Source organism: Olivibacter sp. EAT-5 (assembly GCF_044784325.1).
Classification (GTDB): Bacteria; Bacteroidota; Bacteroidia; order Sphingobacteriales; family Sphingobacteriaceae; genus Olivibacter; species Olivibacter oleidegradans.
In genome coordinates, this window is sequence record NZ_CP173028.1 from 4,239,363 (window position 1) to 4,256,331 (window position 16,969).

Annotated in this window: 13 protein-coding genes; 8 read left to right on the forward strand and 5 right to left on the reverse strand. The window is 38.5% G+C overall.

Annotation, left to right across the window (positions count from 1 at the left end):
* Positions 1 to 6: 6 nt before the first annotated feature.
* Positions 7 to 1,650 carry an FMN-binding glutamate synthase family protein gene (locus tag ACH11B_RS17545; RefSeq protein WP_130857436.1) on the reverse strand — a complete coding sequence of 548 codons (1,644 nt, stop codon included), beginning with the start codon at positions 1,648 to 1,650 and terminating at the stop codon, positions 7 to 9.
* A gap of 251 nt (positions 1,651 to 1,901) precedes the next feature.
* Between ACH11B_RS17545 and aroQ the strand changes: the two genes are divergently transcribed.
* Entirely contained in the window at positions 1,902 to 2,318 is a 417-nt protein-coding gene (gene aroQ, locus ACH11B_RS17550) for a type II 3-dehydroquinate dehydratase (protein ID WP_041387448.1), read from the forward strand.
* 9 nt (positions 2,319 to 2,327) lie between these two features.
* On the opposite strand, the gene ACH11B_RS17555 is transcribed toward aroQ, so the two are convergent.
* From ACH11B_RS17555 to ACH11B_RS17565, 3 genes are read right to left on the reverse strand one after another with little or no spacing between them, the layout of a single operon-like run.
* The gene (locus tag ACH11B_RS17555; protein ID WP_377609289.1) at positions 2,328 to 3,029 is read right to left on the reverse strand and encodes a hypothetical protein; all 702 of its coding nucleotides are present in this window, start codon (positions 3,027 to 3,029) and stop codon (positions 2,328 to 2,330) included.
* Positions 3,030 to 3,085: 56 nt separating this feature from the next.
* Entirely contained in the window at positions 3,086 to 4,108 is a 1,023-nt protein-coding gene (locus tag ACH11B_RS17560) for a glycosyltransferase family 2 protein (RefSeq protein ID WP_377609287.1), read from the reverse strand.
* Positions 4,105 to 4,974 (reverse strand): lysophospholipid acyltransferase family protein, encoded by an 870-nt coding sequence (locus ACH11B_RS17565; protein WP_013666425.1) that lies wholly within the window; start codon positions 4,972 to 4,974, stop codon positions 4,105 to 4,107. The genes ACH11B_RS17560 and ACH11B_RS17565 overlap by 4 nt, the downstream gene beginning before the upstream one ends.
* A gap of 178 nt (positions 4,975 to 5,152) precedes the next feature.
* Between ACH11B_RS17565 and ACH11B_RS17570 the strand changes: the two genes are divergently transcribed.
* Entirely contained in the window at positions 5,153 to 5,770 is a 618-nt protein-coding gene (locus tag ACH11B_RS17570; protein WP_377609284.1) for a WbqC family protein, read from the forward strand.
* Positions 5,771 to 5,850: 80 nt separating this feature from the next.
* On the opposite strand, the gene ACH11B_RS17575 is transcribed toward ACH11B_RS17570, so the two are convergent.
* The gene (locus ACH11B_RS17575) at positions 5,851 to 8,007 is read right to left on the reverse strand and encodes an FUSC family membrane protein (protein WP_289552971.1); all 2,157 of its coding nucleotides are present in this window, start codon (positions 8,005 to 8,007) and stop codon (positions 5,851 to 5,853) included.
* Positions 8,008 to 8,423: 416 nt separating this feature from the next.
* Here ACH11B_RS17575 and ACH11B_RS17580 point away from each other — a divergent pair, with 416 nt between their 5' ends.
* The 6 genes from ACH11B_RS17580 to ACH11B_RS17605 all read left to right on the forward strand — a co-directional run bounded on the left by ACH11B_RS17580 (position 8,424) and on the right by ACH11B_RS17605 (position 16,878).
* A complete protein-coding gene (locus ACH11B_RS17580; RefSeq protein ID WP_377609281.1) occupies positions 8,424 to 11,009 on the forward strand; it encodes a phosphoenolpyruvate carboxylase in 2,586 nt (861 codons plus the stop codon).
* 103 nt (positions 11,010 to 11,112) lie between these two features.
* Positions 11,113 to 11,652, forward strand: a complete 540-nt coding sequence (locus ACH11B_RS17585; RefSeq protein ID WP_130857443.1) for a DUF4142 domain-containing protein — start codon at positions 11,113 to 11,115, stop codon at positions 11,650 to 11,652.
* Positions 11,653 to 11,879: 227 nt separating this feature from the next.
* Positions 11,880 to 12,911 carry a Gfo/Idh/MocA family oxidoreductase gene (locus tag ACH11B_RS17590; protein ID WP_377609278.1) on the forward strand — a complete coding sequence of 344 codons (1,032 nt, stop codon included), beginning with the start codon at positions 11,880 to 11,882 and terminating at the stop codon, positions 12,909 to 12,911.
* Between the two features lie 55 nt (positions 12,912 to 12,966).
* On the forward strand, positions 12,967 to 13,842 hold the full coding sequence (locus ACH11B_RS17595) for a hypothetical protein (protein WP_377609276.1): 876 nt from the start codon (positions 12,967 to 12,969) through the stop codon (positions 13,840 to 13,842).
* An 86-nt stretch (positions 13,843 to 13,928) separates the two neighbouring features.
* Positions 13,929 to 15,998 carry a polyphosphate kinase 1 gene (gene ppk1, locus ACH11B_RS17600; RefSeq protein WP_377609274.1) on the forward strand — a complete coding sequence of 690 codons (2,070 nt, stop codon included), beginning with the start codon at positions 13,929 to 13,931 and terminating at the stop codon, positions 15,996 to 15,998.
* Between the two features lie 4 nt (positions 15,999 to 16,002).
* Positions 16,003 to 16,878: an ethanolamine ammonia-lyase reactivating factor EutA gene (locus ACH11B_RS17605; RefSeq protein ID WP_130857447.1), complete on the forward strand. Its 876-nt coding sequence runs from the start codon at positions 16,003 to 16,005 to the stop codon at positions 16,876 to 16,878.
* Positions 16,879 to 16,969: the final 91 nt, after the last annotated feature.

A 16,969-nucleotide genomic window follows, 5' to 3' on the forward strand; every position in this document is an offset into this window, starting at 1 on the left:
ATATTATCAGTTTGTCATCGGTTTTCTTGCCCACTCTAATTCGTCCCAGTTAAGATTGCTGAAGTTTGGTGTGAAAGAATGTGGATCACTTATTGTCATCAACAGCTCAAATTGTTTAGCATATGGCTTTTTGAGTAATGAACCTTTGGGTATATAGGGATAGCTGTCTAAATAAGTCAAAATTTTATCCGGAGAAATTCTTCGATGGATATAAGCTCTATGAATGTCATCGGGGTGTCTGATGCCCGCCGCTGCCATAAGCTCAATGGCACTTTTTATTGTTTGCTGATGAAAATTGGCAACTCTTGTTTTTTTATCTTCTACTACGAGGCCACGTACCAGATGAGCGTTTTGTGTAGCTACGCCGGTAGGACACTTGTTGCTATTACACTCTAAAGCCTGTATGCAGCCAAGGGCCATCATCATCCCCCGCGCGCTATTGCAGATATCTGCACCAAGCGCGAAATTCTTAACAAGATCGAAACCCGTGGCGATCTTCCCGGAAGCTATAATCTTAATGTGTTGCTTCAGGTCAAAGCCTGTAAGTGTGTCGTAAACAAAGGCTAAGGCATCTCTTAGAGGCATCCCAACATTGTTGGAAAACTCCAAGGGAGCGGCGCCTGTTCCTCCTTCACCACCATCGACGGTAATAAAATCAGGGCAAATCTTCGTTTCAGTCATCGCCTTGCAGATGGCTACAAATTCACTTCGATGTCCTATACATAGCTTGAAACCAATGGGTTTCCCATTAGATAGCTCACGTAACTGTTGGATGAAATTTAATAGCTCAATCGGTGTTTTAAATGCGCGATGATAGGGGGGAGAGTCAACGTCTTTGCCCATTTCAACTAACCGTATACGCGCAATTTCTTCCGTTAGCTTTGCCGCAGGCAATATGCCTCCATGCCCTGGTTTAGCACCTTGTGATAGTTTGATTTCAACCATCTTAACCTGCGGGAGATTCACCTTTTGTTCAAATGCTTCCGGATTGAAATTTCCATCCGGGTAGCGGCATCCAAAATAGCCTGTTCCTATCTGCCAAATTAAATCACCACCACCTTCCAAATGATAATCACTTATGCCACCTTCTCCGGTATTATGAGCAAAATTGCCGATTTTAGCACCTTTGTTTAGTGCCATGATGGCATTTTTACTTAAGGCACCGTAGCTCATTGCCGATATATTCAATATGCTCGCTGAGTACGGTTGTGAACAAGAGGGACCACCTATAATAACCCTTGGATCTTCACATGACGCATCCATATGTAAAGCATTGATGCTATGATTAAGCCATTCATAATTGTTTTCATACACATTTAGTTGGGTGCCAAAAGGAGTAGTATCCATTTCTTTTTTTGCACGTTGATAGATCACACTACGATGAATTCGGCTAAAAGGTCGTCCGTCCGTGTCACTTTCGATGAAATATTGCTGTACCTTGGGGCGGAGGCCTTCCATCACATAACGGAGTCTACCGAAAACAGGGAAGTTGCGTCTGATGGCTCGTTTTGACTGATAAACATCGAAGAGACCGAGAAAGAACAAGGGTATAACGATGATGAACGACCAATATATTGGCGTCCACCAAATGCCTGTGATAATAATCCCTGCTAATAGGAAAAAGGAGATGAAGAGAAACGTGTTTTTCATCAGTATTAATTTATTAATTAGCCCGCCTATTTGAGGTAATCATTTACCTTGCTCAAATCAACGATGGCATCAAACGATATTACTCCCATAAGCGGGCCGCGTTTTAATAGGAAAAGACGAATAAACTTTTAATGAAAATATTATCTTTGCCGTAAAGCATACCGCCATAACATTTCATGCAAAGCTATTATTAATTAATGAAACCTGCATGGATTACCGCTTAAAAAGCGTTGCGCAAAACGATTATAAAGATGAAAATTCAAATCATTAACGGCCCAAACCTCAATTTACTTGGCGTGCGGGAACCATCAATATACGGAAATAAAGGGTTTGAGAGCTATTTCGAAGAACTGAAAGGGTACTTTGATTCAATCGATCTGTCTTATTTTCAAAGTAATCATGAAGGTGAAATTATCGACAAATTGCATGAAGTGGGTTTTTCTTATGATGGTATCGTTTTAAATGCCGGAGCATATACGCATACTTCAGCGGCAATAGGTGACGCAATCGCTGCTATAAAAACACCGGTTATCGAGGTGCATATTTCGAACGTTCATGCGCGGGAAGCGTTCAGACATCATTCGTATTTGGCTAAATATTGTAAAGGGGTTCTATGTGGCTTTGGATTAGATAGTTATCGCTTGGCGGTGCATAGCTTTATCTACTAACGCTATTCGCTACTGATACATGCGACTCCATATTTCATAAATGGGTGCTCCTTTTGAGCTCAACCCGCTGTGATGCCATTGACCATTGTCTAATTTCCCATTGAAAGTCAGGTTCGCTCCAACACGGCTGTCATCCCGGGAAAAAAAGTCGATATTCTCAATATACTTACCATCTTTGAAACTATAGGTCCCACCTCCCGTACCTGAAAATTCGCCGGTTTTCACATTAATTGCTACCCATTGAAACCGAGTGCCACTGAGTATCTTCAATGTTCTCCGATCCCTCAATGGCATTTCATTCATTTGGTTGTCTACTTTTCGGTTGGTAATTCGCCACACGCCTGCCAAAGGCGCATCATTACTATCTATTCGTTGCCAATTTTCTTTGTTGCCGGTTACATTAATAGAAAGGTCTTTAGTTAAATCGAACTGAAAGGTATGTGATTTTTGTACTTCTTCGGGCTTTGTAGCGTTGTACTCAATAGATACCACGATCTGTTTATTTTGTTGCTTATAGGGGCCACCCCAGGTATTAATAAATTTTTTACCATTTAAGTCATATAAGGCATAAGACAGGTAGTTGTCTACAAAAACCAATGTATGGTGAAGGTCGTCTTTTTTAAGCTGCCAAGCTCCTGCGAGCGAACTTGTTTGTCCATAAGCCGTCGACAAGCATGGTAAAAACAATAGAATATAAAAAAGTATCTTCATGGGTTGTTATAAAAGGTTTATTTATAAACTACGATCCGCTCTTTTTGTTTGCCTTTCTAGAATTTTTTATTATTCAATTCAGTAAACTTCTGCTTTTGAAGTATAAAGTAAGCCCAAATAATGCTCGCGCGATAGATGCCAGACGATACTTTTTTTGATTTGGTTCGTTTTCTTTTACGAGCGTTTTTTCTAAAATTCCTGAAAAAATTCACATGTGCTTTGCTGACTGCAAGTGCATCTTTTCGTTTTCCTTCCGATATGAAACGGAGCAGGGCAATGAAATCTAGCCAAAAACGAATAAATATAACGAATATTGCTTGCATTAAGGGCAGATTTTTTTGCAACATAACGAGGTTATTCCTAAAATTGAGGTATGTCTTGAATGGATTTTCCTTACTCAGCGTACCACCACCAACGTGATAAACCGCTGATTTCGGACAATAATATATGCTATACCCAAAGAGCTTCAGCCGCCAACACAGGTCAATCTCCTCCATGTGAGCAAAGAAATCTTTGTCAAAGCCTTTCGCCTTTCTCCAGGCATCCCTTTTTATAAAAAAAGCTGCACCGCTTGCCCAAAATATCTCTTTTGGATGATTGTACTGCCCTTGATCGACTTCCGTTTTCTCAAGTATTCTTCCTGCACAAAAAGGATAACCTAAATAATCGATAAATCCACCTGCTGCGCCAGCGTGTTCAAACTTCTTTTTGTCGTAAAAAGAAAGTATTTTCGGTTGAGCAGCTCCTATTTTACTGTCTGCTTCCATCAGTTCGATGACAGGCTCTATCCAATAAGGATCGACCTGTACATCGGAATTAAGGAGGACGAAATAATCGGCCTCAACCTGTTCAAGGACACGATTGTATCCTTCGGCGAAACCAAAATTTTCCTTGTTGTTTATGAGCGTTAAAGACGGATATTGGGTCTGTATAAATGAAACGGAATCATCTGTTGAACCATTATCGCCTATTACTATTTCTAGATTTGGGTAGGTGCTTGCGCAAACCGAGGGAAGGAATTTTTCCAAATAACTCCTTCCATTCCAATTCAGTATTACGACGGCTACTTTTTTATTCATGCACTGGGTTTATGTTTCCATCTACGGTGAGACCATAGCCACTGTTCGGGCTTATCATGTATCAGTTTTTCGAGGTACTTGTTATATGCCAACGTGATTTCGTGGTTATCCGTAGCCTTCGGTGTTTCAAATAAAGTAGAAAAGGTGCATTCGTAATATCCACGCCTTATCCGGTTAATATGGCAATAAACAACAGGAAAATCAGTACGCTTGGCTATTTTTTCCATCCCCAGAAACATTAGCGTATCTTGTCCCAGAAAAGGCGTAAAAAAGCTAGATTCCGAACGCGCAGGTGTTTGGTCTGAGAGAAACATACTCATATGTGGCGTGTTTTTATAGGCAAGGATCTGCCGGAGTGTCTGTTTCATCGGTACCATCTGGGCATTGAATCTCGATCGTATATTGTTAAATGTTTGTTCAAATCCCTTGTTTGAGAGAGGTTTATAAATGATCAATAAAGGGTCTTTCAGCATCAAAGACAATCGATGAATACCCAGCTCCCAGTTACTGTAGTGTGCGGTTGTACCGATTACAGGCTTTCCTTGTTCTAAATGGCGGTAAATTTCGTGTGTGGCGTGAACCACCATTCTCTTTTCCACTTCTTTTGCCGTAATCGTCCTCATTTTAATCGTTTCAATGATCATATCCGAGAGGAAAACAAAAAAATTTTTGGCAATTTGCTTTATCTCTTCATCTGATTTTGAGGGAAACGAGTTTGATAGATTTTCGTATACCACCTTTTTTCGGTAACCTACTACATAATATAGGATAAAAAAAAGAAAATCGCTCAAGCAATATAATACCCAAAAGGGAAGTAAAGAGATTATAAATACAAAAAAAGATACAATGCGATTCCCTAAGTTCATCTTAATTTTAGCCAGACCGAATTACTAAAGAATTTGCAAATATCCGATTTCTTTATTTTGAAAAGGAAATTTTTTACAAACTTATAAGCAGTTCTGATTAAAGCATGTCTTTTCTTTTTCAGAAGATTGCAGTTTATTTATCGGCTAATATGTATTTTCGCGGTTTAATTCCAAAATCATGGAGAAAACAGACAAACTATTTCCCTGCTTTTATTTGGCTCCGATTGCTGCGGTGAGCGAGATGTTAAGCGCCGACGGAGATGAAATTCTAGTCGAAAAATTCGAACACTTCCCCAAGCAAACCTATCGAAATAGGGCGAGTATCTACTCTCCAAATGGTAAATTGGACTTGATCATTCCTGTTAGGAAGGGTGCAAAAGTACACACGGTGATGAAGGATGTACGGATAAGTTATGAGAGTGACTGGCAACGCCTACATTGGATGAGTTTGCAAACTTCCTACAGACGGTCAGCTTATTTTGAATTTTATGAGGATGACTTCGCGCCATTTTACGAAAAAAAATATGAATTTTTATTTGATTTCAATACCGATCTGACAAGTATGCTGCTTCGGTTGTTAAAAATACGAAAGGCGTTAACGTTTACGACCTCATATCAGGATAATGATGCCGGTATTCACGATTTTAGAAACCGCATTCACCCAAAACAGACCTATCAAGCCAAGGAATTCAAGCCGTATTTTCAGGTGTTTGAACCTAAGCATGGATTCCTTCCAAATCTAAGTATTGTTGACTTACTGTTTAACCAAGGCCCTAATAGTTTAAATTTTTTATAATTGCGAACAATCTAATCTTTCGAAACTATTGCTCAGTCGTTGGTTTGGATGCCGAATCGATAAAACAACAAAATATCGGGCTAGGCTGCTTCTTTTAGCAAATCCATGCGCTCACATATTTTATTCAAATCTTGAGTAATTTTGCTTACAAAGGAAATTTGCTCTGTTATTAACTTTGTTTCTTCGTTTTCTCCCGTATCCTCCGGCAAAGCAGTAACCACTTTGATATCTGTTTCGATAAAAGGTTCATCGTCTTCAGTCATTTTAAACTGCAAAATCGTTTGAGAAAGTTGTTTAAGCGATTTTCGTGTCAATCTAACGTGTTCAGCGGTGAGTGACTGCTGAGCAGCATTTTTGACAACAGCTACCAATGCAACTGAGTAAGAGGATAATATGTGATTATATATTAAGAACTTATTTAGTTCTTTAGCGTTTTTTTGTTTGCTTTTTGGCTCGGTAATCATTCGCTGAAAAATCGAGGTCATATTGGCCATATTAACATAGACATCTTTCCTAACCAATTTGTATTCAGTCTCACTTACCTCTATACCAATAATATACTCCAGTGCTTTGACTAAGTAATTGTAATTAGCAATAAGGAGCTTTCGCATACTGGTTTGTACATTTTTACTTTCCCAACTCGGGAAAATGATGTAACTGGAAGTAAAAGCCAATAAACTACCGGTTATGGTGTCTATCACACGTTCCTGAAGAATTTCAAAGGTGCTTACGCCGAGAAAGCTATATAAAAGTAAAAGGTAAGGTGTTAAAAACATGACACCTAGAATGTAGTTAATGCGAATGAAGCTGTAAGCTAATACCATAAAAATCATTAAAAAAATGAATCTGGCAATCTCTTGCTCAATGCCAAGTAGAATCGCAATACCCGCCAGTCCGCCGATTATAGTGCCTGACATACGTTGATAATTGCGTTGCTTTGTCAAGCTCCAACCCGGTTTAAGAATAACCAGGACGGTCATTAAAATCCAATAACTATGATTGCCAAAAGGGATTAGTTTCGAAATAAAAAAAGCTGCAATCATCACAATCACCATTCTTAAGGCATGTCTGAAAGTAGACGATTTTAAACTTAAATTGTCTTTTAGAACCTTCGGATTGAATGACTGATGTGATAAAAACTTAGTTAAATCTGTTTCCTGATTGTTAAATTGAGCGGTCTGCGTATCAAAGTATTGATAAATGTTGTTGAGCTTGTTAATTAAATCCCGGATATTGACTAATATCTTTTTTAAGATTACCGTGTTTTTGCCTGTGTTTTCTACGCGATCTATTGCCCCTTTTATATGTTCTAAGTCCGATTTGAAATCGTATAATTTCTTTGGTCGATGATTCGCATTGATATGATAAGCCAGATTGTCCATCTCATTGGCTAATCTGTTAACCGTTATTCTAATAGCCCTTAAAGCATCTGTATCTCCGAAGTTATGGCGAATGGCCTCATAATCGTAATGTGTAGCCATCGTTCGTTCAAAAATATCTACCATGTCGGTAAATATAATGACCAATACGCGCCCTAAGCGCGTAGAGTCTTTTACAATCGCCTTGCTTTTAAAAAGTAACTCCCTCACGACATCCTGATGTTGATGAACGATCACTTGCTGGTCAATCAATTTTTGGTAGTTTTTGTCGTTATCAACGGTTATATCATAAAAATTGGCCTTTAATCGTACATAAGCAGCGGTATCTTGAATACATTCAGCTAGGGCCTGCTGGGAAAGTCTGAATGGACGAAATTGAGTTAAGGTAAGACTCAAAAGCATGTACCAAGCTCCTCCAATCGTTGCATAGACAGCATGCATAAGCGAGCTGTCAGCAGTCATCTTTAAATCATCCATATTAAGGATCATCACTAGAATTGCGGCCGTGCCCAAAGAAGCTGCCCGCGTTCCGTAAACCGCTATCATACACATAGAAAAATTGAGGACAGACAGAAAGATAATAACAGCTACATCGAAAGGGTTAATCAATTTGGTGATAAACGATATCACAAAGATAAAGCCTACTAACACCAGCATCGCATTTCTTCGGTCTTTTGTAGGGCCAGGGGTATCTACAATACTGGTAATTACCGCCCCTAAAGAGACAGCTATCCCCGTTCTTATGTCCCCTAAATAGGAAAAGATTAAAGCAGGAACCAGGGCCCCAAAAGCAATTCGCAAACCATCGGCAAAATACTGACTATATAAAAATGTCTTAATAGCTTGTGTTTGTTTCACTAGAAAAAATCAGTAATAATGTATGAATGACTTTCCCCTTGCCATTTTGGGATTTACTGACGAATATACAAAAATCCGGCCGACTTATTTTTTGCTTTAGATATTTTGACTGATTAAAGTCATTTTATTTTTTCTAAACGGCGTAAAGCATTTTTATCCATATTATTGAGAACCGTAATAAAAAAGCGTCAAGCAAAACTTATCAGTATCGTACCTGTTATTGCATAGACACTAACCGCATTATGCTGTTTATTGTTTGAGTAATTAAATTGAAAAATGTTATCATAACGAGGGTAATTGCTTGGTGAATTGTAGTTAAGTTTAGATTGTTTTGATATTTATTTGTATTTTGTGCCGTTTTGTTGAAAAAACAATAAATTTTTGTTTTTAACCACGTATTAATCTTTGAGGTATTTATGAAACTAAGTCAGAAAGAAGCTGTTTATGAGAATGAGGTCTTGACACGCTTTGAACTCTATAACAGTCTTTTTTTAACATTACCATTTTATCAAGTCAAGCATACCGGGACCTTATTACCTTTCTTTTCAACGCATATCGAAAAGGGAGTAAATGATAAAATGGATCCCGAAGCAATAATTGAAAGTTTTTTTGGACAATACGAACAATATATTCACAAGGCCGATCGCTTCGATTTACTCTTCCGGATCATCCAATATATCGAAAGACAGGTCGTTTTATTTGATGCGATAGAAGATGCCGCTTTCTCGAAGACCGGTAGGGCCGATGATGCCGGATCTTTGGAATCTTTATTTAAACGTGCTGAAAATAATAACGTATTACGTGATAAGATCGTTAATCGGTTGAAAGATTTTTCGCTGCGATTGGTTCTTACCGCCCATCCTACACAGTTCTATCCGGGCGAAGTGTTGGGTATTATCACCGACTTAACAGGGGCTCTAAAAAAGAATGACATTAACGATATCCATTTATTGTTACAGCAGTTAGGCAAGACACCGTTCCTACAGAAAAATAAGCCAACTCCCGTTGACGAAGCCAGGAGCTTAGCCTGGTTTTTGGAGCATGTGTTTTACCTGGTTGTTTCGGATATACAATGTATGGTGGATAATGACTTTGATGCCAATGGTTCTATTAGGGAAGCGGAAAAACAAATCGTTGAGTTGGGCTTCTGGCCGGGGGGGGATCGCGATGGAAATCCTAATGTGACTACAGAAAGTACAAAAGAGGTTTCTGCTTTGTTGAGAACCATCTTGTTCAGGTGTTACTACCGGGATTTTAGAGTGATGAAACGCCGTATTACTTTCAGAGGAGTGGAAAAGTATATGGCAGCTTTGCAGGAAATTTTCTACGAGAATAGCTTTAACCCACAGGAAAATCAAAAGAATGTAAAAGACGCTATCATCTTCAATTTAAGTGAAGTAAAACGAGTGCTTACCGACTATCACGACGGTCTTTTTGTGAACCTTGTGGACGATCTTTTGCGGAAGGTTAAAATTTTCGGGACCTACTTCTCGAGCTTGGATATTCGCCAGGATAGCAGCATTCTCCGCAAAACATATCAATACCTCTACAAAGCTCATCCGGAAGAGACAGGAATTGATGCAGATTTTGAAACGTTGGAGGAGGCAGACAAGATTATGTCCGCTCGCTTCCGTGAGGCTGATTTACCAACAGACAATATTAAGGATCCTTTAATTCTGGATATGGTAGAAACGATTCGTTTTGTTCAAAAAATCCAGCAGTCGGGAGGACCGAAGGCCTGCCATCGATTTATTATCAGTAATTGTCAACAAGCGTCAGATATTCTGTCTCTTATGGAACTTTTCCTATGGAACGGTTGGAAGAAAGAGACGCTTTCAATTGATTTTGTACCATTGTTTGAGACGGTAGATGATCTGAAGCGTGCGGCTAAAGTGATGGAAATCCTCTATAACAATAAGGCTTATCAATCCCATCTTAAACACCGTGGGAATAAGCAAACAATTATGCTCGGGTTTTCAGATAGCACAAAAGATGGTGGATACCTAATGGCCAATTGGTCTATTTACAAAGCAAAAATGGAGCTTACTGCGATGGCGCGTAAATACGATGTCGATTTAACCTTCTTTGATGGACGGGGCGGGCCTCCGGCTAGAGGAGGAGGGAAAACCCAGCGGTTTTATGCTTCTATGGGTGATGAAATAGCGAATGATCATATACAATTAACGATTCAGGGGCAAACGATAAGTAGTCAGTATGGCTCTTTTGATACTGCACATTACAATATTGAGCAATTGTTGAATGCCGGTATAACTTCAGGAATAAAAACCAAACCTGGCGATACCCTCAGTCAGGAGAAGAAAATGTTGATTGATCGTATGGCTGGAGCGAGCTATAATAAATTTATGGAGCTAAGGAAACACCCCTTATTCCTAAAATATCTGGAAGAACTTAGTCCATTGAAGTTCCTGTCATCTCTTAACATCAGCAGTAGACCGGTAAAAAGAAATTCAAATTCTGAATTACGATTGGAGGACCTACGGGCAATCAGTTTTGTAACCGCTTGGAGCCAACTGAAGCAAAGTGTCCCTGGTTGTTACGGCGTGGGAACGGCGCTTAAAAATGCAGACGATTCGGGCGAGTGGGATAAAGTGCAAGAACTTTATAATACTTCCGGTATGTTCAAAACAATCATTGACAATAGTATTATGTCTATGACGAAATCAAATTTTAATATCACTGCCTATTTAAAAGACGACGAAAAGTTTGGGACATTTTGGAATATGCTTCGCGAAGAGTTTGAGTTAACTAAGCAATACTTTTTAAAATTAACGGGTACCACGATGCTTATGGAACGATATCCCGTAGAAAGGAAATCGATTGCTACGAGAGAGAAAATTGTTCTACCTCTTGTCATTATTCAACATTATGCGATTAAAAAAATGCATAATTTGAGTACGGATGATCCGAATTATGAGATTTATGGTAAATTACTCACCCGCACGGTATATGGTATTGTCAACGCCGGAAGGAATTTGGTATAATTGAGTGGTATTCACAGTGGATTTGTACATAAAAATTGATAATAGGAAAATTTTATGTTAGGTTTGCTGGACAAAACTGTACATACATAAATAGAAATTAAAAATGAATAGGAAGATAGCTTTATTTGGCTTGTCAACTTTTGCATGTGTTTTATCGATGAGCTCCTGTACAAGTGTTGGTGAACATAAGGCCAGCGCAGAGTTATACTACACAAACATCACGAAAGCAGATACCGAAGAATATAGATTTTATCGTACGGTATATCAATTGGCGAATGAGGAAATTGAGTTTGCTAATATCATTTCACAGCGAGGAAGCAATGCGAGTGTAAAATCCTTAGCTACAAATTTAAGCACCCAATATAAAGATGTGTTAGCAAAAGTTCAGGAATTGGCTACCAAATCTGATGTACTGATTCCTTTCCCGGCTATGCACTCATTGGAATTACCTGCCGGCTTGGATTCTGCTCAGGCAAGCATATTGGATAAAGAATTTCTAAAACACTCGCTACATAATCAGGAAGCTATTCTTCACCAATTTGAGGGCGCAGCCCGCACCACAGATGTCAGTGTGAGAAAATATGCAAAAGAGGCACTTCCTGTTCTTGAAAAAAGCATAGAAGAGACAAAAACTTTACTGTAGGCTTTTTCAGAGTGCCTTAGGAAGGTGTCTTAAAAGGTACAAGTCGGGATAACGATAAAAAGTAACTTTTAAAGACACCTTTTTCTTTTGTATTTCCTTGGATTCGGCTCGGTATTATTACCAGAACCTAGAAATAGGATAAAATTTTGTTGAGATAAAAGCTAATCAGACTAACAAAACTATTTACGGGATTTAGCGTTTTATTAAACAATAAAACTTATAAGTATATGTCAAAATATCCGGTAATAGCAGGCATACTTTCCTATGGTATGTCTGGTAGAATATTTCATGCGCCTTTTCTTGAAACAAATACGCGGTTTAAGTTCAAAGCGGTTGTAGAAAGAAGTAAAAAAACGGCACAGCAACGATACCCCAATATTATCAGTTATGATAGCGTTGATGAGTTATTAGATGATAAGGACATAGAACTGGTTGTGGTAAACACCCCTAACCAGACACATTTCGACTATGCTAAAAAGGCTTTGCTGAAAGGAAAGCATGTGCTAATCGAAAAGCCCTGTGCTGCCACAAGTCAGGAAGTAAAAGAGCTTTTTGATCTTGGCAGAGAACAAGGTAAGCATGTAATGGTGTTCCAGAACAGGAGATGGGACAGTGATTTCAAACTTGTTAAAAGAATTATTGAAAGTGGTGCGCTTGGAGATATAATTGAATTTCATATTCGTTTCGATCGTTATAGGAAAGAAAAGAGTCCTAAAACATTTAAAGAAATCAATCAGGCAGCCGCTGGTTTAACCTATGATTTAGGTCCGCACTTGCTTGACCAGGTAATCTCGCTGTTCGGTAAGCCTAAAGATAGCATCAAGCTGACAAGCATTCACAGAGAAAATTCAGAGGTAGATGATTTTTTCACCTTTGTATTAACTTATGAACACGGACTTACTGTTTTTGCACATGCAAGTTTGTTAGTTGCACAGCCCTTGCCCGCGTATGTGATACATGGCACAAAAGGCTCTTTTCAAAAAAGCCGAGCAGATGTGCAAGAGGAACAATTGGACAAAGGGATGTGGCCGACTGACGAAAAATTCGGACTGGAAGCCGTTGGTCAAGAGGGCTTATTAACTATTATCAATAAAACTAATCAAAAACAGATTTTTTATAAAGAGGCGCTTAAAGGGAATTATAAGGGCTTGTTTAATGCTGTATATGAACAAATCCGGAAAGACAAACCTTATCCCATCACAGAGGAACAGATTATATGGCAAATGGAGCTACTTGAGAAAAAATCGTGGAATAAATAATCCTTTGTTTCCGGTATTTAATTTGCTTAGCTTTATATAACTTAAATAAACGGTTATGGCTAAGAAAATCACAAAAAAACAAAAGAAAGCGGATAAGCAAAAAGTTACCAAATCGCTAACTAAACGTGTTACGGCTCTATTAAATGATTTAGGGCATGAAACGAAAGATTTGGCAAAAGATATTAAGAAAGCCAGTAAGAAACTCGCGGAAAAGCTGTCGGATAAAATAGAAGGTGCTAAAGGTCAAACGAAGAAAAAAGCAGAGGCTTCCAAAAAGAAAGTCAAAACTGTCGGAGAAAAGGTAGAAAAGAAATCAAAAGAGAAGGCCGAAAAAAGTGCAAAAGCAGTAGAGCAGAAAGTAAAAATTGCAACTAAAACCAGCAACACTTCGAAAAAGGAGCCTGTGAAGGATGACAAGGTTGGAAAGACAGAGGTTAGCAAAGTTAGTGGCAAAACTCAATCGGTAGCTCCTGCAAAATTACCCATTCCAAAGGCTACTCCAACCAAACCGGTAGCCGCCGCCACGCCACCTGCAAGCACAAGCAAGAAGACAAGCCCGCAAAAGAACCCGTCAGCAACAACAACGGTAAAAAAAGCTGTTCCGCAGCGAAGCGCTTCTTCATCAACTGGCAGCGCTAAAACAGATAGTAAGCAATCGGCGGTAGCATCAGCAGCCACTAAAGCAGTATCGCAACCAAAAAAAGTTGTTACTCCTAATCAAATTGCAAACCAAGCGAAAAAAGAAGCAGAATTAAAACCCGCTGTTAAAGAGGAAAAGAAGGCAGTTGTTACGGGTAATAAAACAAGAGCAAAGCCGGCAACGAATGTTAATAGTCAGCCAAAAATTGCTCCCAAAAAAGCGACGCCTGCAACCGCGAGCAAAACAGCAAGTAAACCATCAGAACCGTCAGATAAACCAGCAATTTCCTAATTTTGATTCATAAAAGGTAATGTTTACTTAACATGTACTTAACATTTTTATGCAAAATTTGCTGTCTATAAATGGTATTCTGATAAATGTCTGCATCTTTTAAGAGCAAAGCTCCTTTAATTAATAGAGAGATAAGTTGGTTATATTTCAATGAGCGCGTATTACAGGAAGCGGCGGATAAATCAGTGCCTCTACTAGAGCGTCTTCGCTTTCTTTCGATATTCTCTTCCAATTTAGATGAGTTCTATCGCGTAAGAGTGGCTACACTTAATAGGTTGGCAAACGTAAATACGAAAGCGAAGGAGCTCTTGGGCTTTAACCCTCGGAAAGTATTAAATGAAATTAAGAATATCGTTGTTAAACAGGAAAAGCGGTTTGAATACCTTTATGAGCACGAAATAATTAAAGAGCTGGCGGAAGAGAAGATTTTTATTATTAATGAAAAACAACTGAACGTTAGTCGAGGAGAATTTGTTAGGAAGTATTTTCAAGAGAAAGTACTTCCTAATCTGGTTCCGATTATGTTGGATGTGGACAATACCAAACCATTCCCTGAATTAAAAGATCGCCGAATTTATTTCCTTATTAAGTTAACATATCATAAGAAAATCAGATATGCCCTATTGGAGGTGCCCAGCAAAAGCATTAACCGTTTTTTGGTGCTTCCTCATAGTAATCAATTGAAATTCATTATACTTTTGGATGATATCATTCGATATTGTCTTGATGAATTGTTTTTTATTTTTAAATACGATACCATTGAAGCCTTCACGATTCAACTGACCCGTGATGCGGAACTCGATATCGATCCCAATGTAAGTGAGAAATTTATCGAAGCCTTAAGTAAGAGCCTTCAAAGGCGATCGAAGGGAAAGCCAATGCGCTTGCTTTATGACAGTGAGATCCCATTGGACATGCTGAATTTTTTGGTTTCGAGAATGAATTTGAGCAATGGTGTACTTATTCCAGGCAATCGTTACCACAATTTCAAAGACTTCATAGCCTTTCCAAATGTAGGAGGACCATCCTTGGAGTATGAGACGCTTCCTGCGCTCGAAGTAAAAGAGCTCGACTTGAGTAATAGCATTTTTAACCAGATTGCAAAAAGAGATTATCTGATCAGTTTGCCATACCAGTCATTTGACTATATCATTCATTTTTTGCGAGAGGCTGCCATTGATCCAAAAGTGGTGGAAATTAATATTACCCTCTATCGTTTGGCCGAAAATTCAAAGATTATCAATGCCTTAATCAACGCAGCAAAGAACGGAAAAAAAGTAAACTGCCTGATTGAATTAAAAGCGCGATTTGATGAAGAAGCCAATATTTTCTGGAGTAATAAATTGGAAGAGGGTGGAGTGCATGTACATTATGGTCTTTTGGCTTATAAGGTACATTCCAAAATATGTTTGATAAGCAGGAGGGAAAAGGGGAGACTTACGTATTATGCGAATCTGGCAACAGGAAATTATAATGAAAAGAGCGCGCGAAGTTATTGCGACCATAGTATGTTCACCGTTCATAAAGGTATAACGGCAGATCTAAAAAGGCTTTTTAAAGGACTGGAAAAAAAATCTTTTTACAAAGGCTATAAATACCTTATCACTTCGCCTTTGGAAATGCGCAATGCAGTTTATCAATTAATCGATAAGGAAATAGAGCTTGCTAAAGCGGGCAAGGATGCATATATGATTTTAAAGATGAACAGCCTTTCTGATGAAGGTATGATTTTGAAATTGTATGAAGCTAGTAACGCGGGAGTCAAGATCCGACTAATTGTGCGCGGTATGTGCTGTCTGGTTCCGCAACAACCAGGTTTCAGCGAAAATATAACGGTTATTAGTATTGTAGACAGATTTTTGGAGCATGCTCGTGTGTGGATCTTCGGGAACGATGGCAATGAAAAAATATATTTATCGTCCGCTGATTGGATGACCAGAAACATAGATAGACGATTGGAAGTTAGCTTTCCCGTAGTAGATCCCTTATTGGTTAAGGAAATAAAAGATATTCTTGATCTCCAACTTCGCGATAATACTAAAGCAAGGGTAATTAATGCGGCAAACGATAACAGATACGTAAAGAAGAGAAAAAACGAAATGAGTTATCGGGCCCAACTGGATACTTACCATTATTTGAAACAAAAGAATAAATAAAGATATGAGATATGGAGCTATTGATATTGGTTCAAACGCTATCAGATTATTAATTGCTGATATAATCGAGAATGGCCAAGTAGTTTCTTTTAAGAAGAATACACTCATTCGAGTACCCTTACGTTTAGGTGACGACGCTTTTATTGATAAGAACATCTCTAAGAGAAAATCAGAAGATTTAATAAAAACTATGTCGGCGTTTAAATCACTGATGGACGTCTATAAGGTTAGTGAATACATGGCTTGTGCAACTTCTGCCATGCGAGAAGCTGTCAATGGTTCCGAGTTGGTGCAAGAAATAAAAAAAGTCGGTATCAACCTGGAAATCATTGATGGCGTAAAAGAAGCTAGTATCATCTATAATAGCCATGTTGAACAGCAATTGGAAAGACGGAAAAGCTATTTATACATTGATGTTGGTGGTGGTAGCACCGAGTTATCGGTATTTAATAATGGAGCTTTAAGCGCATCGAGGTCATTTAATATAGGAACTATTCGGATCCTAGATAATCAGGATAGCGAGGAAACCTGGACTGAAATGAAGGAATGGATAAAAGAAAACACCAAGAATTATAAAGGAATTATAGGCATTGGAACCGGCGGTAATATTAATAAGTTGCATCGTCTAGCCGACGAAAAGGGAACTAAGCCCTTATCTTTCAATAAACTTAAGTCGCTATACGAATATTTAAATTCTTTTTCCCTAAAAGAACGTATCAATGTTCTCGGATTAAATAACGACCGTGCCGATGTGATTATTCCGGCTTGTGAAATCTTCCTGAATGTTATGAAATGGGGAAGTGTAAAAAATATTGTTGTGCCTAGGGTAGGTCTTGTCGATGGAATTATCCAAACGCTCATCGACGAACATGGAAAATAAATAAGAAAAAGCTCGATAATACCGATTTTGAATAAAAAAAATTAAACCTATCGGGCGTTATGGTGTTTTTTTTTAAATATAACTGAAAATA

Bases quoted from the DNA above. Each gene is read 5' to 3' on its own strand.
- ACH11B_RS17565 (WP_013666425.1), bottom strand. From the start codon at position 4,974: ATGAACTTAGGGAATCGCATTGTATCTTTTTTTGTATTTATAATCTCT.
- ACH11B_RS17605 (WP_130857447.1), top strand. From the start codon at position 16,003: ATGAGATATGGAGCTATTGATATTGGTTCAAACGCTATCAGATTATTA.
- ACH11B_RS17595 (WP_377609276.1), top strand. From the start codon at position 12,967: ATGGCTAAGAAAATCACAAAAAAACAAAAGAAAGCGGATAAGCAAAAA.
- ACH11B_RS17570 (WP_377609284.1), top strand. From the start codon at position 5,153: ATGGAGAAAACAGACAAACTATTTCCCTGCTTTTATTTGGCTCCGATT.
- ACH11B_RS17580 (WP_377609281.1), top strand. From the start codon at position 8,424: ATGAAACTAAGTCAGAAAGAAGCTGTTTATGAGAATGAGGTCTTGACA.
- ppk1 (WP_377609274.1), top strand. From the start codon at position 13,929: ATGTCTGCATCTTTTAAGAGCAAAGCTCCTTTAATTAATAGAGAGATA.
- ACH11B_RS17545 (WP_130857436.1), bottom strand. From the start codon at position 1,650: ATGAAAAACACGTTTCTCTTCATCTCCTTTTTCCTATTAGCAGGGATT.
- ACH11B_RS17555 (WP_377609289.1), bottom strand. From the start codon at position 3,029: ATGAAGATACTTTTTTATATTCTATTGTTTTTACCATGCTTGTCGACG.
- ACH11B_RS17585 (WP_130857443.1), top strand. From the start codon at position 11,113: ATGAATAGGAAGATAGCTTTATTTGGCTTGTCAACTTTTGCATGTGTT.
- ACH11B_RS17560 (WP_377609287.1), bottom strand. From the start codon at position 4,108: ATGAATAAAAAAGTAGCCGTCGTAATACTGAATTGGAATGGAAGGAGT.
- ACH11B_RS17590 (WP_377609278.1), top strand. From the start codon at position 11,880: ATGTCAAAATATCCGGTAATAGCAGGCATACTTTCCTATGGTATGTCT.
- aroQ (WP_041387448.1), top strand. From the start codon at position 1,902: ATGAAAATTCAAATCATTAACGGCCCAAACCTCAATTTACTTGGCGTG.